The 24,615-nt window shown below is 65.3% G+C and carries 20 protein-coding genes and 1 tRNA gene (1 of these 21 only partly in view); 16 read left to right on the top strand and 5 right to left on the bottom strand.

Translation table 11 applies throughout. From position 1 onward, the window contains the following. Positions 1-7: 7 nt before the first annotated feature. The 11 genes from kdpB (at position 8) to NV382_RS04270 (ending at position 12,478) form a co-directional block, all read left to right on the top strand. On the top strand, positions 8-2,038 hold the full coding sequence (kdpB, locus tag NV382_RS04320) for a potassium-transporting ATPase subunit KdpB (RefSeq protein WP_260599300.1): 2,031 nt from the start codon (positions 8-10) through the stop codon (positions 2,036-2,038). 148 nt (positions 2,039-2,186) lie between these two features. Further along, the gene (gene kdpC / locus NV382_RS04315) at positions 2,187-2,765 is read left to right on the top strand and encodes a potassium-transporting ATPase subunit KdpC (protein ID WP_260599299.1); all 579 of its coding nucleotides are present in this window, start codon (positions 2,187-2,189) and stop codon (positions 2,763-2,765) included. Beyond that, positions 2,762-5,434 carry a sensor histidine kinase gene (locus tag NV382_RS04310; RefSeq protein WP_260599298.1) on the top strand — a complete coding sequence of 891 codons (2,673 nt, stop codon included), beginning with the start codon at positions 2,762-2,764 and terminating at the stop codon, positions 5,432-5,434. Before kdpC ends, NV382_RS04310 begins: the two co-directional genes overlap by 4 nt. Further along, complete coding sequence (locus NV382_RS04305; RefSeq protein ID WP_260599297.1) at positions 5,434-6,117, top strand: response regulator transcription factor; 684 nt, start codon at positions 5,434-5,436, stop codon at positions 6,115-6,117. Before NV382_RS04310 ends, NV382_RS04305 begins: the two co-directional genes overlap by 1 nt. 123 nt (positions 6,118-6,240) lie before the next feature. Then, positions 6,241-6,504, top strand: a complete 264-nt coding sequence (locus NV382_RS04300) for a hypothetical protein (RefSeq protein ID WP_260599296.1) — start codon at positions 6,241-6,243, stop codon at positions 6,502-6,504. Positions 6,505-6,517: 13 nt separating this feature from the next. Next, complete coding sequence (locus NV382_RS04295) at positions 6,518-7,024, top strand: class I SAM-dependent methyltransferase (RefSeq protein ID WP_260599295.1); 507 nt, start codon at positions 6,518-6,520, stop codon at positions 7,022-7,024. After that, on the top strand, positions 7,021-7,281 hold the full coding sequence (locus tag NV382_RS04290) for a hypothetical protein (protein WP_260599294.1): 261 nt from the start codon (positions 7,021-7,023) through the stop codon (positions 7,279-7,281). Before NV382_RS04295 ends, NV382_RS04290 begins: the two co-directional genes overlap by 4 nt. 48 nt (positions 7,282-7,329) lie before the next feature. After that, complete coding sequence (lysA, locus tag NV382_RS04285; protein WP_260599293.1) at positions 7,330-8,613, top strand: diaminopimelate decarboxylase; 1,284 nt, start codon at positions 7,330-7,332, stop codon at positions 8,611-8,613. Between the two features lie 119 nt (positions 8,614-8,732). Continuing rightward, positions 8,733-9,185, top strand: a complete 453-nt coding sequence (locus tag NV382_RS04280) for a hypothetical protein (RefSeq protein ID WP_260599292.1) — start codon at positions 8,733-8,735, stop codon at positions 9,183-9,185. A gap of 407 nt (positions 9,186-9,592) precedes the next feature. Next, complete coding sequence (locus tag NV382_RS04275; RefSeq protein ID WP_260599291.1) at positions 9,593-10,561, top strand: magnesium and cobalt transport protein CorA; 969 nt, start codon at positions 9,593-9,595, stop codon at positions 10,559-10,561. 309 nt (positions 10,562-10,870) lie between these two features. Then, positions 10,871-12,478 (top strand): carbon-nitrogen hydrolase family protein, encoded by a 1,608-nt coding sequence (locus NV382_RS04270; RefSeq protein WP_260599290.1) that lies wholly within the window; start codon positions 10,871-10,873, stop codon positions 12,476-12,478. 357 nt (positions 12,479-12,835) lie between these two features. Here the strand turns inward: NV382_RS04270 and NV382_RS04265 are convergent, their stop codons facing one another. Continuing rightward, positions 12,836-13,423, bottom strand: a complete 588-nt coding sequence (locus NV382_RS04265; protein ID WP_260600303.1) for a TetR/AcrR family transcriptional regulator — start codon at positions 13,421-13,423, stop codon at positions 12,836-12,838. A 109-nt stretch (positions 13,424-13,532) separates the two neighbouring features. Between NV382_RS04265 and NV382_RS04260 the strand changes: the two genes are divergently transcribed. Genes NV382_RS04260 through NV382_RS04250 form a run of 3 tightly spaced genes read left to right on the top strand, consistent with a single transcriptional unit; the run spans position 13,533 to position 19,541 of the window. Further along, entirely contained in the window at positions 13,533-14,726 is a 1,194-nt protein-coding gene (locus NV382_RS04260) for an efflux RND transporter periplasmic adaptor subunit (RefSeq protein WP_260599289.1), read from the top strand. Between the two features lie 6 nt (positions 14,727-14,732). After that, positions 14,733-17,936 (top strand): efflux RND transporter permease subunit, encoded by a 3,204-nt coding sequence (locus NV382_RS04255; RefSeq protein ID WP_260599288.1) that lies wholly within the window; start codon positions 14,733-14,735, stop codon positions 17,934-17,936. 6 nt (positions 17,937-17,942) lie between these two features. Beyond that, positions 17,943-19,541: an efflux transporter outer membrane subunit gene (locus NV382_RS04250; protein WP_260599287.1), complete on the top strand. Its 1,599-nt coding sequence runs from the start codon at positions 17,943-17,945 to the stop codon at positions 19,539-19,541. A gap of 279 nt (positions 19,542-19,820) precedes the next feature. Here NV382_RS04250 and NV382_RS04245 read toward each other — a convergent pair whose 3' ends face one another. The 4 genes from NV382_RS04245 to NV382_RS04230 all read right to left on the bottom strand — a co-directional run bounded on the left by NV382_RS04245 (position 19,821) and on the right by NV382_RS04230 (position 23,447). Further along, positions 19,821-20,099 (bottom strand): hypothetical protein, encoded by a 279-nt coding sequence (locus tag NV382_RS04245; protein WP_260599286.1) that lies wholly within the window; start codon positions 20,097-20,099, stop codon positions 19,821-19,823. A gap of 769 nt (positions 20,100-20,868) precedes the next feature. Beyond that, positions 20,869-20,943 (bottom strand) — tRNA-Glu (locus NV382_RS04240). Positions 20,944-21,023: 80 nt separating this feature from the next. Then, positions 21,024-22,799 (bottom strand): single-stranded-DNA-specific exonuclease RecJ, encoded by a 1,776-nt coding sequence (gene recJ / locus NV382_RS04235; protein ID WP_260599285.1) that lies wholly within the window; start codon positions 22,797-22,799, stop codon positions 21,024-21,026. A 93-nt stretch (positions 22,800-22,892) separates the two neighbouring features. After that, a complete protein-coding gene (locus NV382_RS04230) occupies positions 22,893-23,447 on the bottom strand; it encodes an arylesterase (RefSeq protein ID WP_260599284.1) in 555 nt (184 codons plus the stop codon). Positions 23,448-23,655: 208 nt separating this feature from the next. On the opposite strand from NV382_RS04230, the gene NV382_RS04225 reads away from it, so the two are divergent. Together NV382_RS04225 and NV382_RS04220 are read left to right on the top strand one after the other, a co-directional pair. After that, entirely contained in the window at positions 23,656-24,360 is a 705-nt protein-coding gene (locus NV382_RS04225) for an ABC transporter ATP-binding protein (protein ID WP_260600302.1), read from the top strand. Beyond that, positions 24,357-24,615, top strand: the beginning of a protein-coding gene (locus NV382_RS04220; RefSeq protein ID WP_260599283.1) for an ABC transporter permease. Its footprint extends 2,252 nt past the window's final position; the window shows 259 of its 2,511 coding nt (coding positions 1-259); it begins with the start codon at positions 24,357-24,359; its stop codon lies off the right edge, out of view. Before NV382_RS04225 ends, NV382_RS04220 begins: the two co-directional genes overlap by 4 nt.

Raw genomic sequence — 24,615 nt, 5'->3', positions numbered from 1 at the left:
TGGCCACATGGCACGCAACCCTACCAAGTCGCTCTTCACGGCAGACCTGATCGTTCCGGCGATCGGCGATTCCTTCCGCAAACTCGATCCGCGGCAATTGATCCGCAACCCGGTGATGTTCGTCACCGCCGTCGTCGCTGCGCTGATGACCGTCCTGCTCGTGATCGGGCAGGATGGGCTGAGCGTCGGCTTCAAGCTCCAGCTCGTCATCTGGCTGTGGCTGACCGTCTTGTTCGGCACCTTTGCCGAGGCGCTGGCCGAGGGCCGCGGCAAGGCACAGGCGGCGAGCCTGCGTGCCACCAAGGCGGAGCTCACCGCACGCCGGATGAAAGGCGAGCAGGTCGAGCACGTGCCCGCCAGCACGCTGCGGGCGGGCGATATTGTGCTGGTCACGATGGGCGACCTGATCCCGGCGGATGGCGAAGTCGTCGCCGGTGTCGCCTCGGTCAACGAAGCGGCGATCACCGGCGAGAGCGCGCCGGTGATCCGCGAGGCAGGCGGCGACCGCTCCGCGGTGACGGCGGGTACGCGCGTCATCTCGGACGAGATCCGCGTGCGGGTCACCGCCAACCCCGGCGAGGGCTTTCTCGACCGCATGATCGCGTTGGTCGAGGGTGCCGAGCGGCAGAAGACGCCCAACGAGATCGCGCTGACCCTGTTGCTTGTCGGCCTCACGATCATCTTCCTCATCGCGGTCGGCACGATCCCGGGCTTTGCATCCTATGCCGGTGGCGGCGTGCCGGTGGCGATCCTCGCCGCCTTGCTGATCACGCTCATCCCGACGACAATCGCCGCACTTCTGTCGGCGATCGGCATCGCCGGCATGGACCGATTGGTGCGCTTCAACGTGCTGGCCAAGTCTGGCCGCGCGGTGGAAGCGGCGGGCGATATCGACGTGCTGCTGCTCGACAAGACCGGTACGATCACCATCGGTGACCGCCAGGCGAGCGAATTCCGTGCCGTCGGCGGTGTCAGCGATGGCGAACTGGCGGAAGCGGCGTTGCTCGCCAGCCTTGCCGACGAGACGCCCGAAGGGCGCTCGATCGTCGTACTGGCGCGCGAGAAGTTCGGCATCACCATCGCCAACCTGCCGGGCGGGGCCGAGATCATCCCGTTCACCGCGCAGACGCGGATTTCGGGCGTGCGCATCGATCCGTCGCTGATCCAGAAGGGCGCGGTGGAATCGATCCTCAAGGCCAATCCCGGCGCGGGGCAGACCGCCGCGGCGACCGAACTGCGCCGCGTGACCGACGAGATCGCCCGTGCCGGTGGTACGCCGCTGGCCGTGGCCAAGGATGGCCGGCTGCTTGGTGCGATCTTCCTCAAGGACGTGGTCAAGGCCGGCATCCGCGAACGCTTCGGCGAGCTGCGCACGATGGGCATCCGCACGGTGATGATCACCGGCGACAATCCGCTCACCGCCGCGGCGATCGCGGCCGAAGCCGGCGTGGACGATTTCCTCGCCCAGGCGACGCCGGAGGACAAGCTCGACCTGATCCGCAAGGAACAGCAGGGCGGCAAGCTGGTCGCGATGTGCGGCGACGGCACCAACGATGCGCCGGCTTTGGCGCAGGCGGATGTCGGCGTGGCGATGAACACCGGCACGCAGGCGGCGCGCGAGGCGGGCAACATGGTCGATCTCGACAGCGATCCGACCAAGCTGATCGAGGTGGTGGGCCTGGGCAAGCAATTGCTGATGACCCGCGGCGCGCTCACCACTTTCTCGGTGGCGAACGACGTGGCGAAGTATTTCGCCATCATCCCGGCGATGTTCGTCGCGCTGTATCCGGGGCTGGGCGTGCTCAACGTGATGGGCCTGTCCACCCCGCAGAGCGCGATCCTGTCCGCGATCATCTTCAACGCGCTGATCATCCCGTTGCTGGTGCCGCTGGCGCTGAAGGGCGTGGCGTACAAGCCGATGGCAGCAGGGCCGCTGCTCGCGCGCAATCTCGCCGTCTACGGCCTGGGCGGGCTTGTCGCGCCGTTCATCGGCATCAAGATCATCGATCTTGCCGTCGGTGGCCTAGGGCTGGCGTGATCGCGCGCTGCCCGCACTGTTCCCCGGCGAAGGCCGGGGCCCAGTCGCGCGACGATTGGATGGAGACGCTGCGCTCCATCACCGTGACCTTCCCGACTGGGCCCCGGCCTTCGCCGGGGAACAGAGACGCTTTAGAAGGGTAACTCCCATGACTTCCGACTTCACTTCCGCGCTTCGCCCTGCCGCCGTCATGACGATCCTGTTCGCGCTTCTGCTCGGGATCGCTTATCCCTTGGCCATGACGGGCGTCGGACAGATCATCTTCCCCAGCCAGGCCAATGGCAGCCTGGTGACGCAAGGCGGCAAGGTCGTCGGCTCGACCGTCGTCGGGCAGGCCTTCACCAGCGATCGCTATTTCCAGACGCGCCCCTCGGCCGCCGGCAAGGGCTATGACGGCCTCGCCTCGTCCGGCTCGAATCTGGGGCCGACGTCGCAGGCCCTGGTCGATCGCATCAAGCCCGATGTCGCCAAGCGGCGCATAGAAGGCGTGACCGGGCCGTTGCCCGCCGATCTCGCCACGGCATCCGGCTCGGGGCTCGATCCCGATCTGTCGCCGGCATCCGCGCTGGCGCAGGTCGATCGGGTCGCGCGCGCCCGCAACCTGCCTGCCGCGAAGGTCCGCGCGCTGGTCGAGGCGCATGTCGAGACTCCGCTGTTCGGCATCCTCGGCGACCCGACCGTCAACGTGCTGGCGATCAACCGTGCGCTGGATGCCAGCGCCGGATGAACGAACCGACCGACCGACCATCGCCCGAGGCCCTCCTGCGACAGGCGTCGCAGGAGGGTCGTGGCCGTCTGAAGATCTTCCTCGGCGCAGCGCCCGGCGTCGGCAAGACGTTCGAGATGCTGTCGGAAGGAGCCGAGCGGCGCCGCGCCGGCGTCGATGCGGTGATCGGCGTGGTCGAGACGCATGGCCGCGCCGAGACCGAGGCACTCACGCGGGGCCATGAGATCGTGCCGCGCCGCGCGATCACCTATGAGGGGCATGGCATCGACGAGATGGATCTCGATGCGATCCTGGAGCGCGCACCGCGGCTGGTGCTGGTCGATGAGCTGGCCCACACCAATGCCCCGGGCAGCCGCCACCCCAAGCGCTATCAGGATGTCGAGGAGCTCCTCGCGGCCGGGATCGATGTCTATACGACGATCAATATCCAGCACGTCGAAAGCCTGAACGACGTCGTCGCCTCGTTCACCCGCGTCCGCGTGCGCGAGACGGTGCCCGACAGCATCCTCGAACAGGCCGAGATCGAGGTCGTCGATATCCCGCCCGACGAGCTGATCGAGCGATTGAAGGACGGCAAGGTCTATCTGCCGCACGAAGCGACCCGGGCACTGTCGCATTTCTTCTCCAAATCCAATTTGTCGGCCTTGCGGGAGCTGGCACTGCGCCGCGCCGCGCAAGCGGTGGACGTGCAGATGCTGGACCATGTCCGGGCGCTGGGCGTCGGCGGCACCTGGGCCGGCACCGACCGTATCGTCGTCGCGATCAACGAACTGCCCGGCACAGACGGCCTGGTGCGCGCCGCCAAGCGCGTTGCCGATGGCCTGCGTGGGCCGTGGACCGCCTTGTTCGTCGAAACGCCCCGGACGGCGCATTTCACGGACGAACAGCACCGCCGCGTCGCCGCCGCGATGACGCTGGCGACGCAATTAGGCGCCGTCGTCGCAACCGTCCCCGCGGTCTCCGTCGTCGACGGCATCCGCGGATATCTGGTGCATGCGCGCGCGACGCAGCTCGTCGTCGGCAAGTCGCGGCGGTCGCGCTGGTTCGAGTTCCTGCACGGTTCGGTGGTCGATCAGCTGATCCGCGAAACGGCCGGAGTCACGGTCCACGTCCTGCCGACCGAGAACGATGCCAAGGCGCGCGCGGTCGAATGGCGGCGGTCGAAGACGGGCTGGGGCTCGCCGACGGGATACGGCATCACTGCAGTGCTGATCGCCGCCGTGACGGCCATCGCCAGCGCCTTGTTCCACGTCCTGAGCCTGGGCAACGTCGCGTTGCTCTACCTGCTGCCGGTGATGGTGGCGGCCAGCCTGTTCGGCTTGCGCACCGGCCTGTTCGCCGGGATCGTTTGCAGCCTCGCCTATAATTTCGTCTTCCTGCCCCCGGTCGGCACGTTCAGCGTCAACAATCCCGAAAACCTCATCTCGCTCTTCGTCCTGCTCGGCGTGGCGATCGCCACCAGCCAATTGACGTCGCGGGTCCGTGCGCAGGCTGATCTCGCCGCCGGCAATGCCCGAACCAATGCCATCCTGGCCGGTTTCCTCGGCCAATTGAGCAGCGTCAACGACCCGTCCGAGGCCGCGCGGATGATCTGCGAAGACGTGGCCCGCGTCTTCGACGTGCAGACCATCTTGCTGGGTACGATGGCCGGCACCGGCCTGACCGTCCAGGCCGCCAGCAACCCCGACTATCGCCTCGACACGATGGACTTGGCGGCGGCCAATTGGGCGTTCGATGCGGGGACGGCGGCGGGCAAGGGCTCGGGGACGCTCGCTGCCTCGGAATGGCTGTTCAAGCCGTTGAAGGCCGGCGGCCGGACGCTTGCCGTGATGGGGGTGGCGCGCCACGACGCCGGCGATCCGGTGCGCGCCGATCAATTGCCGTTGCTCACCAGCCTGCTGGACCAGTCCGCGCTGGTCCTGGAGCGACTGCGCCTGGAAACCGACATGCGCGATGTGGATGCCGTGCGCACGCGCGATCGGCTGCGCGCGGCCTTGCTGTCCTCCGTCGGGCATGACTTCCGAACCCCGCTGACCGCGGTGATCGCCGCTGCCGATCAATTGGAACATGGCGCCACACCCGAACTGATCGGTACGATCAAGAACGAGGCGGCGCGCCTCAACCGGTTCGTCGGCAACCTGCTCGACATGGCGCGGGTCGAGGCCGGTGCGCTGAAGCTGAACGTCGAGGCGACCGACCTCACCGACGCGGTCGCCGGCGCGGCGCACGATGCCCGGCGTGCCTTGGATGGCCACCAGATCCAGCTCGACGTGCCGCCCGACCTGCCGCTGGTCCGGGTCGATTCCCAGCTCCTCCACCATTGCCTGCTCAACCTGCTCGACAATGCCGGACGCTATGGCGATCCCGGGACGCCGATCGTCGTCGAGGGGCGCCACCAATACGGGCAGATCAGGCTGTCGATCGTCGATCACGGTCCCGGCCTGCCGCCCGGGCGCGAGGCCGAGGTATTCGAGACGTTCCGGCGGCTCGAGGGATCGGATCGGGCGATCGGCGGCACGGGCCTGGGCCTCGCCATCGTCAAGGCATTCTCGGAGGCGATGGGCATGACCGTCGAGGCCGGCAATCGGGGCGATGGAACGGGCGCTGCCTTCACCCTCGTCTTTCCCTCCAACCTGATCGTGCGCACCGCACCCGAAAGCGCCCTCTGATGCCGGCCAAGATCCTCGTGGTGGACGACGAGATTTCGATCCGTCGCCTGCTTCGCAATACACTGGAACGCGCGGGCTATGCCGTGGTCGAGGCGATGGACGCGCGCGAAGCGATCCAGCGTGCCGCCGCCGAGGCGCCGAGCGCGATCCTGCTCGATCTCGGTCTGCCCGATCGCGATGGGCTCAGCCTCATCCCGCTGCTGCGGGCAAGCGGCGATGTCGTGATCCTCGTCGTGTCGGCCCGCGACGCCACGGACGAGAAGGTCGCCGCGCTCGATCTCGGGGCCGACGACTTCGTCACCAAGCCGTTCGACAGCGAGGAATTGCTCGCCCGGCTGCGCGTTGCCTTGCGCCATCACGGCGTGTCGGAAACGACGCAGAAGGTCATCCGCAAGGGCAATCTGACGATCGATCTCGATCGCCGGCTGGTTTGCCGCGATGGGGCGGAACTCCATCTCACGCGCAAGGAACACGATGTCCTCGCCGTGCTCGCGCGCCATATCGGGCGGGTGGTGACGCACGACCGGATCATCGCTGCCGCCTGGGGCGGCGATGATGATCCCCGCGTCGAATATCTGCGCATCGTCATTCGCAATCTGCGCCAGAAGCTCGAATATCCGGAGCCTGTCGGCAGCGTGATCGCCAATGAGCTGGGCGTCGGGTACCGCCTGCGCGCCGATTGAACGCCGCACGCTATGCCGCTGCTATGCGAAAGGCGGGAATCGATCTCGAAAGGCTATGTAGGGCTTCGTAGATGATGACGTGCGGATCAGCCTCGATCCGCCTCATCCACGAGGACCAACACCATGTCGTCGGCATCCAATCCGGAGCCTGACCCGTCCGACCCCATCCTGTACGTCGGACAAGATACCGCCGGCCACTGGCTGGTTCAGCTCAGCAGCAAGCAGATGGAGGGACGGTTCGTCTCGTTCACCGCTGCCATGCGCTACGCGCAATCCGAGCGGGAGGTGTATCATGCCGCCGTCGAGATCGCGTCGGCCCCAATCCAGTCGCTGATTTCCTTCGCGCCGGTCGCCGCCAACGAGCGCGCTCTGCCGCATGCCGCCTGAGGGGATACGCACCATGAAGAACAGCATTGCACAGACCGCCGCTCAGTCCACAACCACGCAGCCGCCCGGGGCGGGCGCGCATCTGCCGGGCAGCCGCACCGCACTGCACGATCCGCGCTGGCCCGCGATCGTCGCGGCATTGACGACGCTGCGCGAACGCGGTCGGTTCTCGGTACGCATCGTTGATGCCGATTGCGGCGCGGGGTGCCTGCTCATCCAGGCGGCGCACTTTGCCCGGTCGCTCGGCTTCACGGCGATCGAGGGCCGAGGAGTCGATGGCGCTCCGGCATTGATCGGGCGCGCGAAAGCGGCGTCGGAGCGGCAGCGCGACCGTGCGATCGGCTTGACGTTCGAACTGGCGGACGTGCTGGTCGCACTCGGCGAAGAGTGTGAGCTGCCCGCCGACATCGTGCTGTGGCACGGCCCGCATCGCTCGGATGTGGGCCAGGCGTTGGCGCGCGCGGGCGATGTCGTGATCCGCGATGAGCGGACGGCATGTGGCGGCAGGAGCGCAGCGTGACGAAGCGAGATGCGCTGTGGCGCAGCGCTGGTGCCGTGCTCTGCATCGCGGCAGGTGGCGTAGCGCTGACGGCGGAAAGCGCACCGCTCATCGTCCTGCTGTTCCTGGTCGTCCTGTTCGGCCTGACCCTGGTGATCAACGGCAAGCGGGTGGCGATTGCCGTCCAGGCCGAGCGGCGGGGCCATCCCCATACCGCCGATATCATCCACGCGCGCCGCATCCGCCGTTTTCGCCGCAACATCGACGAGGCACGCTGAGTATTCCTCGCCAGCGTCGCTCACCCGACAGAAACATCGAGATCATCCATGTCGCATTTTCGGCTCCATGACGGCGTGCTCCACGCCGAGGCGGTCGCGCTCAACACCATCGCCGCGGCGGTCGGTACGCCTGCTTATGTCTATTCCGCCGCCGCGCTGCGCGACGCGGCGCGCGCGTTCCGCGCTGGGCTGGCAGCGGTGCCGCGCAAGCATCTCGCCTTTGCGGTGAAGGCCAACCCGAACCTTGCCGTGCTGCGCTTGTTGGCGGACGAGGGTTATGGCGCCGACATCGTCTCCGGCGGCGAAATGCTCCACGCCCTGGCGGCCGGGATGCCGGCGTCCGGCATCGTCTTTTCCGGCGTAGGCAAGAGCGGCCGGGAACTGGCCGCGGCGCTGGATGCCGGAATCGGGCAGTTCAACCTGGAGCTCGAAGAAGAAGGCGTCGTGCTTGCCGCCCTGGCGGCCACGCGCGGCGTTCGCGCACCCGCGGTGCTGCGGATCAATCCCGATATCGATGCGCAGACGCACGCCAAGATCTCCACCGGCCGGCGCGAGAACAAGTTCGGCGTTGCGGTGGCGGACGCTGCCGGCATCTATGCCCGCCTTGCCGCGCTCGACGGTCTCGACCTGCGCGGCATTGCGATCCATATCGGTAGCCAGATCGCCGATCTGGCGCCGCTCGAGCAGGCGTATGAGCGGGTCGGCAGGCTAATTGCCGAGTTGCGCGCGGCTGGGCACGCGATCAGCCATGTCGATCTCGGCGGCGGTCTCGGTGTGTCCTACCGTGCCGGCGAAATATTCCCGACGCCCGCCGCGTATGGCGCGATGGTCGCGCGCGTCACGCGGGACTGGGATGCGACGCTGATGTTCGAACCCGGGCGCTTCATCGCCGGGGCGGGCGGGGTGCTGCTGACCGAAGTGTTGTGGGTGAAGCCCGGCGTGCCGCGACCCTATGTCATCGTCGATGCGGCGATGAACGATCTGGCACGGCCCGCTTTGTACGACGCCTTCCACGAATTCGCGGCGGTGCGGCCGAGCGGGGCGCGGATCTGCGCCAATATCGCCGGCCCGGTTTGCGAAAGCGGCGACACCTTCGCGATGGCGCGCGATATCGACGAGGTGGCCGCGGGCGATCTGGCCGTGTTCCTGACGGCCGGCGCTTACGGCGCGACGATGGCCTCGACCTATAATTGCCGCGCGCTGGTGGCAGAAGTGCTGGTCGATGGCGATCGGTTCGCGGTGGTGGCCGATCGCATCCTGCCCGAGGCGATGATGACGGCGCAGCATGTTCCGCACTGGCTGCAGCATCATCACGCGCTGGAAGCCGCATGATGGCCGGTGCCGGTCAGGTGCTGCCAAATGCTACGTGGCGGCTATGCGAAACACGTGTTTCGATCTCGAAACGCTATGCCGCAAGCGATAGCTGGAATGCCACATCGAGGACGGGTGGCATGGCGGACTGGGCTCACAAGCGAACGGATATTACGATCAGGGCGGCGGGTGCACTAAGCTGCGCCACGGCCTATCTGGCGATCCATACGCTAGGTCATCTCTATGACGGCGCAGCGCGGGCAGAGCCGGGCGTGGTGATATACCTGCTCGCTGCCATCGCGTTCCTGTGCAGCAGCTTTGGCGCGGCTTTACTGCTGCTCGGCCACCACGTGCTGGATCGGATCGAGGTCAGTGCCCGGTGGCAACGGATGCCCGCCTCGGCGCCACAAGCGCGTCGGGATGCCGACGGGCCGGAGTTTGTACGTGCGGACGCGCTATCGTCGGAGCCGAAGATCGGGCTTCCGCCGGCGTTGCCGCACATCGAAGCCATGAACGAAATGCCACCCTCCTGGCGCAGCCCCGAGGCGAAGCTCCATGTGTCGCCTCGCCTGCAGGCTGCAAGCCAGTGGTGAAAAGGTGGAAGATCCCAGCCGGACGCGATCGGCAGCCGGCGGCTGATGCCGGCGCGAACGGGGTTGCGCCCAGGCCCAGGATTGAGGGGCGTTTATTCCTTCGGAGCACCGAACCCGGCGGTGGTCGTCCCGCATCATGAGTATGCATGGTCCGAAAGTGCCTCGGAAATGGCGGCGATGGTGTGCGAATGCGGCTCGGGCTTCCATACCCTCGGCGACGATTCTCGATTGTCCCGTAGAGACTGCGACGATGAGCGATGGTCGGCTAACCGTGGCGTCGTTGCTCGCGGCACAGGCGATCCGCGCGTCGGCTGAGACGAACGACCGTTCAAACGCGCGGTCGGATCAAACGCTGCGATCACGGGCACGGCAGCGGCACCGTCGGGGCTAGAGGTCGGAAGTCACGCATGACGGTCGTCGCTTCGTATCTTTATCGCCATGGGCACCGTGTCCGCGAAGTCGCGCTGGGCGAGCATGTCGATTGCCCGGCCGATCGGTTGCAATTCATCTGGATCGGTCTGTGCGATCCGTGCGCCGACGAGATCGCCTTGCTGAAGGAATTGTACGGCTTGCACCCGCTGGCGGTCGAGGACGCGCTCAGGGATGGACAATTGCCTAAGGTCGATGTGCATGGCGAACAATTGTTCGTCATTGCCCGTACGGCGACGCTGGAGGGCGGCACGATCGATTATGGGCAGACGGCGATCTTCGTCGGCCATAGCCATATCATCACCGTTCGTCAGGGATCGGATCGTTCGCATCAGCCGCTACGCGATCAACTCGAAGCCGCGCCGATCCTGCTGGGGCAAGGCGTGGATTATGTCCTCCACGCCGTGCTTGATTTCGTCGTCGATGGATATCTGCCGATCGTCCAGTCGATCGAGGATGAGGTGCTGGCCATGGAAGGACGGATCCTCGACGCCTTCCTGGAACGGCATGAAGTAGCGAGGATCTTTACCCTCCGACGCGAACTAATCCGCTTCCAACGTATTCTGGTGCCGATGGAGGAAATGGCGCGCAAGCTTGCGCGCAGCCAGCTACCCTGTATCGACCCGGAAGCGCGCGCCTACTTCAGCGATGTGTTCGATCATGTCCGCCGGGTCGAGACGATGGTCGATGGTTTGCGCGAAGTGCTGTCGTCAGTATTCGAATTCAGCAGTCTGATGGAACAGCAGCGCACCGGTGACATTACGCGCCAACTCGCCGCCTGGGCAGCGATCTTGGCCGTGCCGACGGCGATTGCGGGTATCTATGGCATGAACTTCGACGTCATGCCCGAGCTGCGCTGGAAGTACGGATATTTCATGGTGCTCAGTGTGATCGCAGTCACCTGCGGCGTACTGTATCGGCGGTTCAGGCGCGTGCGCTGGCTCTGACCGTCCGTGCCAGCAGGTCGCCACAGCACCCGGAACGAAGCGGCCAAGTGCCCGTTTCCTGCTACCCCGGCCAGGAGCGATCGAAATGCATGTGAAGCGCAGCGAAGAGATACTGGTATCGTCCGCTGGGGCAGTCGAAGGCTCCTCGGTCGGCCATGCTGCCCCACCGAACCGCAAGGAGCGCCGGCGGCTGGCCGCGCAGACCGGAGAGCGCAAGCCGCGAGTATGTGCTTGCTGCTGATCGACCGACGCCCCTAAAGGCGCTGGCGATCGAGCAATGTGCATGCGTCGATGACGGGGAATAGACCGATGTTGAGGAAGAGCCCCGCCACGCTGGATATCCGGATCGCCGTACCGGATGACGTTCCGGGCATCCTGGCGCTGATAAGCCGCGCCTATCCCGGCATCGAGAATTACAGCGCGGGACAGCTGAGCGGCCAGATCAACAACTTTCCGGAAGGTCAGTTCGTCGCGGTGCTGGAGGGCGCGATCGTCGGTTATTGCGCATCGTCGCGCATCGACGAGGTGATCGCACTCGCGCCGCATAATTGGGCGACCATCACCGGCAACGGCTTTGGCAGCCGCCACGATCCAACGGGCGACTGGCTGTACGGCATCGAGATGGCCGTGGATGATCGGCAGCGCGGGCTGCGCATCGGCAAGCGCCTGTACGATGCCCGGCGGGCGCTGGCCGAACGGCTGGAACTGCGCGGGATCGTCTTTGGCGGTCGCATGCCCAATTATGCGCGGGTCAAATCCAAGGTCGATGGCCCGGAGGATTATCTGGCCCGCGTCCAGCGCGGCGAGTTGCGGGATCCGGTGATCGGCTTCCAGCTTTCCAACGGCTTCACCCCTATCGGCGTGCTCGACAAGTATCTGCCGTTCGACAAGGCGTCGGACGGCCTGGCGGCGCACATGGTGTGGCGCAATCCGTATGTCGATCCGAACGAGCCGCCGGCCTTCCGCGTGCCGCGCGACGTCGAGAGCGTGAGGCTGGCAACGGTGCAGCTGCAGGCCCGCGCGGTCGATAATTTCGAGGAGTTCGTGAAGAACATCGAATATTTCGTGGATGTAGCGGCCGATTACCGGTCCGACTTCGTGGTGTTCCCCGAACTGTTCACGATGTCGCTGCTGTCGTTCGAGACGGGCAAGCTGTCGCCGATGGAGGCGATCGACCGCATGACCGAACACCGCGAGCCCATCGTCCGCGAACTCTCGCGCATGGCCCTGCGATATAACATTAACATCGTCGGTGGATCCCACCCCACCCGCACCGAAGACGGCAGTATCCAGAACGTTGCCTATGTCTGCCTGCGCGATGGATCGGTCCACTCGCAGGAGAAGATTCACCCGACCCCGAACGAAGCCTACTGGTGGAAGGTGAAGGGCGGCAGCTCGGTCGACGTGATCCAGACCGATATCGGCCCGATCGGGGTATTGATCTGCTACGACAGCGAGTTTCCAGAACTCGCCCGGCGGCTGGTGGACGAAGGTGCGCGGATCATCTTCGTGCCGTTCTGCACCGACAACCGCCAGGGCTATATGCGTGTGCGCTATTGCGCGCAGGCCCGCGCGATCGAGAACCAGTGTTTCGTCGTCCTGTCGGGCAATGTCGGCAACCTGCCGGGCGTAGACAATATGGACGTGCAATATGCGCAGTCCTGCATCCTGACACCGTGCGACTTTCCGTTCGCCCGCGACGGCATCGCGGCTGAGGCGAGCGAGAATATCGAGACGCTGACGATCGCCGACGTTAATCTCGCCGATCTGACCTGGGCGCGCGCCGAGGGGACGGTGCGCAACCTCGCGGATCGGCGCTTCGATCTCTATCGCATCGACTGGAACGGCGGGAAGCCCCGCGACCTCCCGCCGCCTGAGAGCCGGCCGAAGGGATCGAAGGCCCCTGGAGGGGGCTGACGCATCGATGTTTCGCTATCTTTGCTGCGGTTCCCCCGTTGATAAACGCAGCAAAGACTAGCACTATGGAAATTGCCGCATATTTTTGGGACGCGAAGCACGGGAGTAGCCTTCTGCGTGATTTAGTCCCACAGAACACCACCTTAGTCGTGCGCTGAAACGTCGTATGTAGCGGGCGGCAGGATGAGAGGCTGCGCGGTTGGCCATTTTTCTGGTCAGAAACGTACCTTCATCAAACAGAGTATGGATGCGTCGTCGGGCCAGCAGCCTTTTCACTGCTAAATTTAGGGCCGCGGACGGTGCTGTCGCCCGAACGTCAGACACAGAGCCGGTAGTCTCTCCAGGCAAGATCAGACCTCATCGCCCAAGGCCGCTGATCAAACAATCTATCAGCTTGTTGCTCGCCAGATTGCCGCCGCCCCCATGCAAGGTCCGTGTACAGACCGAGCCGACTGACACTATCATGAAGGCTTCGGCCAAAAGCCCATGCTCCTTGCGTACGGTATCACTGCCCGTCAGGCCGGCAAAGGCGCGACTGATGTTCTCCGACATCATCTTGCGTACATCGGAGAAGATCGTGCTCACACGTTGGTTGCGAGATGCCTCGGCTGCGATCTCGAGGAAGAGGCGATCACTTTCCTCGTCTTCGCGGCAGGTGGCGGTTGTCAGCCAATTGATGATGCCATCGCGATTCTTTGCCGCTAATGCTTTGTCGAGCGTGGCCAAGTCCGCAAATCTCTTGCAATCTGCCTCGACAATTGCTGCGATGATATCTTCTTTCGATGGGAAGTCGCGGTACAATTGTTGGACGGCCACACCGGATTCCTTGGCGATCAGCGCAATGCCGGTGGCGTGGAAGCCGTGTTCCACGAACAATCGACGTGCCGCCGCCTTGATAATATCTCGGCGCAACTCGGCGCGCGACGGGGGCAGGCATTCCACGATCGACAATTGATGAACCTCTCTTGAGTCATGTTGACCCGCTCGACCGGCGGGTCTAACGACGCGATTGGTGAGTGATCGCTCTCATACCTTTTTTCAAGCGGGAAATTCTATGTCCTCCAATCGGCTGATGGGCTGTATGCTGGCATCTAGCGCCTTGCTCGCCCTGACCGCCTGCGGCGATGGCGGCAAGCAACAGCAGCAGGCTCCTCAAGGCCCGGCGCCTGTCGGATACGTCGTCGTGCGTGAGGAGCCGGTGACGCTGACGACCGAGCTTCCCGGTCGCACCGCTGCGTTCGAGACGTCGGAAGTCCGCCCCCAGGTGAATGGATTGATCCTCGATCGTCTATTCGTCGAGGGTGACGTGGTCCGGAAAGGGCAGCCGCTCTACCGCATCGATCCGGCACCCTATCAGGCGCAGGCGGCAAGCGCTCGCGCCGCGCTCACCCGGGCGCAGTCGAGCATCGCCTCCAGCGCTGCATTGGCGCGACGCTACGGCGAACTGGTGAAGATCAACGCGATCGCCCGTCAGGAGTTCGAGAACGCCCAGACCACGGCTGCACAATCGCGCGCGGACGTCGCTGCCCAGCAGGCCGCCTTGCGCACGGCGGAGATCGATCTTGGCCGCACCACCATCCGTGCGCCGATCACCGGCCGCATCGGCCGCTCGGTGTTCACCACCGGTGCTCTGGTATCGGCGTCGCAGGCCAATGCGCTTGCTACCATCCAGCGCCTTGATCCGATCTACGTCGATATCCAGGAATCGAGTGCCGACCTGTTGAAGCTGCGCCAGCAGATCCTCAGCGGCCAATTGACCCGGGACGGCAATGCTCGCGTGAAGCTGAAGCTGGAAGACGGTAGCGAATATGGGGCGCAAGGCACGCTTCGGTTTGCAGACGTCACCGTCGATCCGACGACCGGCTCGCAGGTCATCCGCGCGCTCTTTCCCAATCCCAATGGCCTGTTGCTGCCCGGCATGTTCGTTCGTGCTTCGCTCGTCGAAGGTACGCAGGAAAAGGGCATGCTGGTGCCACAGCGCGCCGTCAGTCGCGATGAGAAGGGTCTGGCAACCGTGATGGTCGTCGGTCCGGACAACAAGGTGCAGGTGCGTACGCTGCAGACGACGCGCGCCCTTGGCGAGAACTGGCTCGTGACCAGCGGAATCAAGCCCGGCGACAAGATCATCGTCGAAGGCGGCATGATGCTGCGCCCGGGGATGCCGGTGCAAGGCAAGCTGTGGAACCCCAACGCCAAACCCGCCGGCGCTGCGCCGCCGCAGGGTCATGCGCAGGCACAGGCGAAGTAAGAAGCAATGTCACGCTATTTCATCGATCGCCCGATCTTCGCCTATGTGCTGGCGGTCATGGTCGTCATCGCCGGCATTCTGTCGCTGCGAAGCCTGCCGATCGCCCAGTTCCCGGCGATCGCCCCTCCGGCGGTATCGATCACCGCCAACTATCCGGGCGCAGACGCGCAGACCCTGGAGAACACGACCACCCAGATCATCGAGCAGCAGATGAAGGGGATCGATCACCTTCGCTATTTCTCGTCCTCGTCCTCGTCCTCTGGAACGGTCACGATCACGCTCACCTTCGAGCAGGGTACCGACCCGGACATCGCTCAGGTGCAGGTGCAGAACAAGCTGCAGGCGGCGACGCCGTTGCTGCCGCAGGAAGTGCAGCGCCAGGGCATCATCGTGGCCAAGGCGACGCAGAACTTCCTGCTGTTCGTCGGTCTCTACTCGGAAGACGGCAAGCATGATGCCGACGACCTTGCTGATATCGTCGCGTCGCGGATTTCTGATCCGCTGTCGCGCGTGGCCGGCGTCGGCGATACCCAGATCTTCGGCTCGCAATATGCGATGCGCATCTGGGTCGACCCGATCAAGCTCAACAATTACGCATTGACCATGGCGGACGTGACCACTGCGGTCACGGCGCAGAACGCTCAGGTCTCGGCTGGCCAGATCGGCGCGCAGCCGGCTCCCAAGGAGCAGATGCTGAACGCCACGGTGTCTGTATCGTCGCGGCTGACCACGCCTGAGCAGTTCTCGCAGATCCGGTTGAAGAGCGGCGCCGACGGCTCGGTGGTGCGTCTGGGCGACGTCGCGCGTGTCGCGATCGGCGCCGAGAATTATGCCTTCTCCGCACAGTGGAACGGCAAACCCGCGTCGGGCATCGGCATCAAGCTGGCGCCGGGCGCCAACGCTCTGGACACGGTGGTTGCCGTCAAGGAGCGGGTGAACGCGCTCGCCAAGCAATTTCCGCCGGACGTGAAGGTGATTTTCCCGTACGACACCTCACCGTTCGTCCGCCTGTCGATCGAGCAGGTGGTCGAGACGCTGATCGAGGCGGTGGTGCTCGTCTTCCTCGTCATGTTCCTGTTCCTGCAGAACTGGCGCGCAACGCTTATCCCGACGATCGCGGTGCCGGTCGTGCTGACAGGCACATTCGCGGTGCTGGCCGCTTTCGGCTATTCCATCAACACGCTGACCCTGTTCGGCATGGTGTTGGCGATCGGCTTGCTCGTCGATGATGCGATCGTCGTCGTCGAGAACGTCGAGCGGCTCATCACGACGGAGCATCTGTCGCCAAGGGAGGCGGCGCGTAAGTCGATGAACGAAATTACCGGCGCACTGATCGGCATCGCCGTGGTGCTGTCGGCGGTGTTCCTGCCAATGGCGTTCTTCGGCGGATCGACAGGCGTCATCTACCGTCAGTTCTCGATCACCATCGTCTCGGCGATGGTATTGTCGGTCGCGGTTGCACTGATCCTGACTCCGGCCCTCTGCGCGACGATCCTCAAGCCACACGATCCGGACAAGGGCCAGGGCAATGGGCCGCTGGCGCGCTTCTTCCGCTGGTTCAACGACAAGTTCGATCGCGGTCGGGTTCGTTATGAGCGCGGTGTGCGCTCCACGGCGAACCGCTGGGGCCGGTCGCTGATCGCCTATGCGCTGATCCTGGCCGGCATGGCCTTCCTGTTCACCCGCCTGCCGACCGGCTTCCTCCCCGACGAGGATCAGGGCGTGATGATCGCCCTGGTGCAAGGCCCTCCAGGCGCGACCACCGCGCGGACCCAAAAGGGGCTGGACCTGGTGCGCGATCACTTCCTCAGTGACGCCGGTGACGCCATCCGCGGTGTCTACACGATCAACGGCTTCAGTTTTTCAGGCCAGGGCCAAAACAGCGGGATCGCCTTCATTCCGATGAAGGAGTGGAAGGATCGCCCCGGTGCCAAGAACAAGGCGCAGGCGGTTATCGGGCGCGCGATGGGTGCATTCTCGCGCTACAGCGACGGCCTGATCTTCGCAATCATCCCGCCGGCAGTGCAGGAATTGGGTAACGCCACCGGCTTCGATCTGCAATTGGTGGACGATAGCGGGTTGGGCCACGACAAGCTTCTTGCTGCCCGCAACCAGCTGCTTGGAATGGCATCGCAGAATAAGTCGCTGGTCGGCGTGCGTCCTAACGCTCTGGACGATGCGCCGCAGTTGAAGGTGAATGTCGATCAGGACAAGGCAGGGGCGCTTGGCCTCGACCTTGCCGCTGTGAACAGCACCATCGCGACTGCCTGGGGCGGTTCGTACGTCAACGACTTCATCGATCGCGGGCGCGTCAAGCGCGTCTACATCCAGGCCGATGCAGCCTATCGTATGACCCCTGAGGACATCGGTGACCTGTACGTTCGCGGTGCCAGCGGCAACATGGCGCCGTTCACGGCCTTTTCGGACGTGTCCTGGCACCAGGGACCTACCCAGCTGACGCGGTACAACGGTCAGCCTTCGATGGAGATACTTGGTCAGGCGGCCCCCGGCGTCTCCTCCGGCGCTGCCCTGAAGGCGGTCGAGGAGATGCAGTCCAAGCTGCCGCCTGGTACGCGGCTCGACTGGACCGGGCTCAGCTATGAGGAGCAGCTGTCCGGAGGCCAGGCGCCAGCATTGTACGGTCTGTCGCTGCTGATCGTCTTCTTATGCCTCGCGGCGCTGTATGAGAGCTGGTCGGTGCCGATCTCGGTGATGCTGGTCGTACCGCTCGGCGTCGTCGGCGCGCTGCTGGCGGCCAGCATGACGGGGCTCAACAACGACATCTACCTGCAGGTCGGCCTCATCACGACGATCGGCGTCTCGGCGAAGAACGCGATCCTGATCGTCGAATTCGCCGAGGAGAAGATGCGGGACGGATTGAATGCCTTCGATGCGGCGATCGAGGCGGCCAAGCTGCGCCTTCGCCCGATCCTCATGACCAGTCTTGCCTTCATCTTCGGTGTGTTCCCGCTCGCGATCTCCAACGGTGCGGGCGCCGGCGGACAGAATGCGATCGGCCGCGCAGTGGTCGGCGGCATGCTGTCGGCGACGGTGCTCGCGATCTTCTTCGTTCCGATGTTCTTCATCGTCGTGATGCGCCTGTTTGGGCATGAACGCGGTGACGAGCAGGTGGTCGAGGATCGCCGGCATGACGAAGGTCGGCATGACGACAGCGAGCACGGGTCTCACCCTGCGCCGCAGGGAGCCTGATTGGTGATGAATAGTAAAATCGTTCTCGGCTTGCTTGGCGCCACCGCGCTGGCTGGCTGCAATCTCGCGCCCAAGTACGTGCGGCCGATCGGTGCCGTCCCCGCGGCACTCCCGCAGGGCGGCATCTACCCGGTAGCCGCCACCGACGCACCGGACATCACCAAGATCGGCTGGCGGGACTTCTTCACCGACGATCGGCTGCGGAATACGATCGCGCTGGGCTTGGAGAACAACCGCGATCTGCGCATCGCGGCGGCCAACGTGCTCCAAGCGCGTGCGCAATACCGTATCCAGCGTGCTGATCTGCTCCCAACTGCCACCTTGTCCGGATCGGCGACGTACACCAACAACGTCCAGGGTGCTGCTGGTGCCCTGGGCGGGGCGGCCGGCGGCGGTACTGGCGCGGGAACAGGTTCGGGTCCCGGCACGGGCACTGGGGGCACTGGAACTGGTGGCATTGGCGGCGGAACAGGATCGGGGACTGGCAGCGGGGTCGGAGCAGGCGCCGGGGCAGGGATCGGATCATCATCCTCCGATCTGGAATTCTATTCGGTCAATGCCGGGTTTTCGGCATTCGAGCTCGACCTGTTCGGCCGCGTGCGGAACCTCAGCCGTGCAGCGTTGGAACAGTATTTCGCCACCGAAGAGGCGCAACGATCGACACGGATCAGCCTGATCGCTGAGATCGCCACCGCGTGGCTGACCTATGCATCGGATCAAGATCAGCTCCGGATATCGCAAGACTCGCTGAAATCGTTCGCGCAATCGCTCGAGCTGACGCGGGCGCAGTTCCGCATCGGGATCGCGTCCGAGTTGGAGGCGCGCCAGGCCGAGACGACCTACCAGGCCGCCCGCAACGACATTGCGGTATTGAAGACGCGGGTAGCCCAGGACAAGAATGCGCTCGACCTGCTGGTCGGAACGCCTGTCTCCGTGGCGCTGCTGCCGCAGGGCCTGGGCAACGACGATGCAGCGCTGCGGGGTCTTCCCGCCAATCTCGCGTCGGATGTGTTGCTACAGCGTCCGGATGTGCTGCAGGCCGAGCATCAATTGATCGCGCAGAACGCCAATATCGGCGCGGCCCGTGCAGCGATGTTCCCTACCATCTCGCTGACCGCGACGCTGGGCACGATCAGCACTGCGCTGAGCGGGCTCTTTTCCGGTGGCAGCTTCACCTATACGGGCGCACCTTCCGTCTCGCTGCCGCTGTTCGACGGCGGTCGGCGTCGTGGTAATCTGGACGTGGCACGGGCGCAGCAGCAGGCAGCGGTTTCGTCCTACGAGAGAGCGGTGCAGACTGCCTTCCGCGAAGTCGCCGATGCCCTGGCGCAGCGTGGGACGATCGACGAGCAGATCTCAGCCCAGACGGCACGCGTCAACGCAGCCACTGTTGCGCTGCGGATCTCAGATGCGCGGTACCGGGCGGGCGTGGAGTCGTTCCTGAACACCCTCGATTCGCAGCGTACGGCGTATGCGGCACAACAGCAGCTCGTCACCACCCGCTTGAACCGGGAAAGCAACCTCGTCGAATTGTATCGGTCGCTTGGTGGCGGTTTGGCCTCGGATGATCCTGTCGAACGAGTTGACCCCCGCCCGCTGCGCTAGGCGGCAGCGCGCCGGTTCTGACGCGTTCCCAGTGAGATATTCCACGGCTCGCCGCCGCCAAGGTGGCGAGCGAGGTACGGCCACTTCAGCACATACCGTGCGGCCGCACGGTATCCTGGGCTGCCGCAACCGCGACCGGAAGCAGCAACCCCGTCATTGCCAGCCTCCGGTTCCGGTTGGGTCGACCGCCGACCGGTAATGGCGGCGGGCGACAATGCACTAACGATCGAGCGGGGCCAGTCCGTCAGGGCTGCCCCCTCCTACTGGGCGAACTCTAGATCAGTCCGGCGTTGCGCCAAACGCCAGTGCCTCTGCCGAGCCGACTTCCTGCTCACCAGCGAACAGCCGGTCCAGCCGGGTCCTTATCTCGTCTCGATACCCCGGGCCCGCCAAAGGCCTCGGTGCGGTCAGCGATACCTGATCGCCGATGGCATCCTTGATCCGTTGAACAGCGGGCTCGTCGATCACGTTCGCCCGTCGAAGTTCAAGGCATAGCTGCACCAGCCCGACCGCTGTCGCCTGAGCGCGCAGGCCCACGTTCGTCAGCTCGTAATGCATCTTCTTCTGCTTATCGTGTTGGTTTGTCATGTCGCATCCTTCCTGTGCGAACCGTACGCTCGTTGTTCGATGTGAGCTAGGGACTGGACGGCGGGAAGCGCTTAATTCCCTGTTTGGAGGGTACGCTGTCGTTGATGTATGAGCCTGCTTGGGTGCAGTATTCCTCCGCCTGTATCCCGAGGTCGTAATCCACTTGCGCGCGAGACCGGCGTACTGCTGCTTGCCCAGATTGACGGTTTAGTCGTTCGGGGCGGAAACGAAGTGGTTGAGCGCACCTCCACGCCGCCCAAGCAGGCGCACAGCGTCTTACGAGCGGGCTCAAAAGCGCGAATTGAACTGGTCGCTTGATTTTCTGGTGAGGTACGGCACGATCTCGGATGCGGCGCCCGCGGCGATGTCGGCGACACGTACCTCAGCCACGTCGCAGACGACCGCTTCGGTGCAGGAACGGCCTACACGCTTCTGGACATGGAAGACGTCGACAGATTGACGCCTCCCCGTCGCAAGCGACGATGATGGCCGAGGATGCCACCTCTAGCTTCCATGCCTGCACAAGAACGTTTGCTGTAAACTGCACGAACTCGGCCTGATCGATTCGGAGGGCGACCTTATCCTCGACATGTCTTTGGAAGGGGTGTGCCACTATCGATAGAGCGCAGGCGCTTTGATGGTCGCTCATAGCGCATCGCAAAGGAAACCGGGCGCAAATTATACCTCTGGCGGACGAAATTTCAAAATTTAGGTAGCGGAAACGGCTGATTTCTGCCGTTGGTGACCCCTACGGGAATCGAACCCGTGCTTCAGCCGTGAAAGGGCCGCGTCCTAACCGCTAGACGAAGGGGCCATGCCGGCGTGGCCGGTTGGTGGAGGTGGCGACTAGGGAAATGCGGGGCGGGGGTCAACCCGGTGGCGGGGTTATTTCGATCAATCGACCCAGGCCGCGTCGTCTATGTGCAGTTCGGCGGCGGGTTTGGCGCCCCAATCGTCGATCCGGGCGCGACCGGCGAGCCAGAGTTTGCGGTGGGGCGGGGCGCCCAACAGTGCGGCGCCAAGTGCGGTTTCGGCCTGGCGGAAGGCGACCGCCTTCAGCGAGCGGCCGTCGTCACCGACGACCACAGTGCGGACATGGCCGTTGCCCACGATGTCCGCCTTGATGATGCGCACCGGTCCGGCGACGACGCGGGGCTGGGGCCAGCCCATGCCGTACGGGCCGCCTTGCTCCATCGCCTCGACCAGCGCCGGGGTGACGCCGCCGGGGGCAAGCAGGGCGTCGAGCAGCAAGGCGCGGTCGCCGATCGAGCGGGCGACGGCATCGGCGAGCCGTGCCTCCAGGAAGTCGCCGAGCGCCGGCAGCTGGTCTTCGGTGATCGTCAGCCCGGCCGCCATGGCGTGGCCGCCGCCGGCGACGAGGATGCCGCTGTCTTTCGCCGAGAGGATCGCCGCGCCGAGATCGACGCCGGAGATCGAGCGGCCCGAGCCTTTGCCGATGCCGTTTTCGTCGATCGCGATGACGATCGCGGGACGGCCGTATTTCTCCTTCAGCCGACCGGCGACGATACCGATCACGCCGGGGTGCCAGCCATGGCCGGCAACCACCAGCACCGCGCGGTCGCGGGCGTCGAGCGCGATGACTTCGGCCGCCTCCTGCACGATCGCCTCAATCGCGCGGCGTTCCTCGTTGAGGCGGTCGAGCTCGGCAGCGATGGCGGCCGCTTCCTGCGGATCGCGCGTGGTGAGCAGGCGGACGCCAAGGTCCGACTTGCCGACACGGCCGCCGGCGTTGATGCGGGGGCCGAGCGCAAAGCCGAGATCCTGCGCTGTTGGCGCGCGGGTCAGGCGGCTGGCGGAGATCAACGCGTTGAGGCCGATGTTGCGGCGCTGCGCCATCACCTTCAGCCCTTGCGACACGAAGGCGCGGTTGAGGCCGCGCAGCTGGGCGACATCGGCGACCGTGCCGAGCGCGACGATATCCAGCAGGTCGAGCAGCCGCGGTTCGGGCTTGCCCTCGAACGCGCCACGCGCGCGCATTACGCGGATCAGCGCGGCGCCGAGCAGGAAGGCGACGCCCACCGCCGCTAGATGACCGTGCGCCGCGCCACCATGCTGGCCCTGGTCTTCATCAAGCCGGTTGGGGTTGACCACGGCGTGAGCGTGCGGGAGGGAGAGCGCACATTTGTGGTGATCGACGACGATCACGTCGACTCCGGCATCGCGTGCTTGGGCCAGCGCGTCGAACGCCTGCGCGCCGCAATCGACTGTGACGATCAGGTCGGCGCCTTCGTTCTTCAGGCGAACCAAGGCGGTGCCCGACGGGCCATAGCCTTCCATCAGGCGATCCGGAATGTAGGGCTTCGCCTCCAGGCCGAGGTCGCGCAGCAGCAGGATCATCAACGCAGCCGAGGTGGCGCCATCCACGTCATAATCGCCAAAGATCGTAACGGATTCCTGGGCGGCGATGGCATCGGCAAGCCGCTCCGCGGCGCGGTCCATGTCGCGGAAGATCGACGGGTCGGGCATGAAGCCGCGGATGCTGGGCGCCTTGTGCGCCTCCAGCGCGTCGCGTGGGCAGCCGCGCGCGAGCAGCAACTGCGTGACGAGATCGTCGGGGGCGAAACCGGGATCCCGCGTGTCGGTGGCCAGTGCCCGCCAGCGCCAGGGCTGGCCAAGGATGGAGCTCGTGATATTGAGGACGGTGTTCATGATGCGCGGTCAATGGCACGGATCGGGGGGCAAGGGCAGGGGGATGCGTCCCCGCGCGACGCTCGCTGCATCGTGCCTGGTGCCGTTCTTTGTCTAGCGCGGGCCCTGCAACTGCTTGGCAAGCAGCGGCGCGACCTTGTCGGCAATGCGACCTATCCCTGCCGCTTTGGGGTGGACGCGGTCGGCTTGCATCAACGCGGCGTTGCCGATCACCCCATCTAGGATGAATGGGTAGAGTCCGGCCTTGTAGCGCGCGGCGAGATCGGGCCATATGGCGTTGAACGGCTTGACGTAATCGGGGCCGAGGTTGGGCGGCGCCTGCATGCCGGTGAGCATCACCGGGATGTCGCGCTTGGCGAGTTCGTCGAGCATCGCGACCATGTTGGCGCGCGTCTCGGCCGGGGAGATCTGGCGCAGCACATCATTGCCGCCGAGCCCGAGCAGGACCAGGTCCGGCTTGCGTGGCAGGTTGTTGAGCGAGAAGACCAAGCGTCGCCTGCCCGCGGCGCTGGTGTCGCCGGAGACGCCGGCATTGACGATCTTGGCGTTGATGCCCTCGTTGCGGAGCCGGCGTTGTAGCGCGTCGGGCAGGCTCTGCCCGCGCGCCAAGCCATATCCGGCATATAGGCTGTCGCCGAATGCCAGCACCAGCCGCTCCTTGCCTGCGACGGGGGCAGGGGCGGCGGGGACGGGAGAGACGGGCTGATCCGGTCTCGCAGCCGCCGCGTCTGGGGCTGCTGTCGTGTCGGGCGCGGCTGCCGGCTGCTTGTCACACCCACTAAGAAGCATCGCTTGGAGAACCATCGCCCCCGCCCCATATCCATAACGCCCACGTTCCAACGCGATTTCCTTCATGATGAACAATGCCGCCGCACTGCCGGCCGATATGGTGATTGCCGCGCGCGGTGTAACCCTGACCCTGGGGACCGGCGATGCCGCGACCACGATCCTGCGCGGCATCGACTTGGATGTCGCCGCCGGCACCAGCCTGGCGCTGCTCGGCCCATCCGGCTCGGGCAAGTCGTCGCTGATGGCGATATTGTCGGGGCTGGAACAAGCCAGCGCTGGGAGCGTGCGGGTCGCTGGGCTCGAGTTCGGGCACCTCAGTGAGGACGCGCTGGCGCGGGCGCGGCGCGGGCGGATCGGCATCGTGCTGCAGGCCTTCCACCTGCTGCCGACGATGACTGCGCGCGAGAATGTCGCGGTGCCGATGGAGCTGGCCGGCATGCCGGATGCCTTTGCGCGTGCCGAGGCGGAGCTGATTGCGGTCGGGCTCGGGCATCGGCTGGGCCATTATCCGGCGCAATTGTCGGGCGGCGAGCAGCAGCGCGTGGCGATCGCCCGGGCCTTGGGGCCGCGGCCCGATCTGGTTTTTGCCGATGAGCCGACGGGCAATCTGGACACGGCGACCGGTGCTGCAGTGATGGACCTGTTGTTCGAGCGTCAATCGGCCGCCAGCGTGACGTTGGTGGTGATCACGCATGATCCCGCACTGGCGGCGCGCTGCGACCGGACGATCGAACTGGCGGATGGCCACATCGTGCAGGACAGTGCCGCGTGAGCGAATGGGGCACGGCGTGGCGGCTGGCACGGCGCGAGATCGACTTGAAGTTTCGCGGGCTGCGTCTGCTGCTCGCCTGCCTCTTCCTCGGCGTCGGCGCGCTGGCGGCGATCGGCAGCCTGACACAGGCGATCCAGCGCGAACTCGCGGCACGCGGCGCGGTGATCCTAGGCGGGGATGTCGAATTCGCGGTATCGCAACGAGCGGCGGAAGCGGCAGAGTATAAGGCGATCCGCGCCTTGGGCACGGTATCCG

Source organism: Sphingomonas endolithica (genome assembly GCF_025231525.1).
In the GTDB taxonomy this organism is placed as follows: domain Bacteria; phylum Pseudomonadota; class Alphaproteobacteria; order Sphingomonadales; family Sphingomonadaceae; genus Sphingomonas; species Sphingomonas endolithica.
This window is presented reverse-complemented; position numbering and strand designations above follow the sequence as displayed.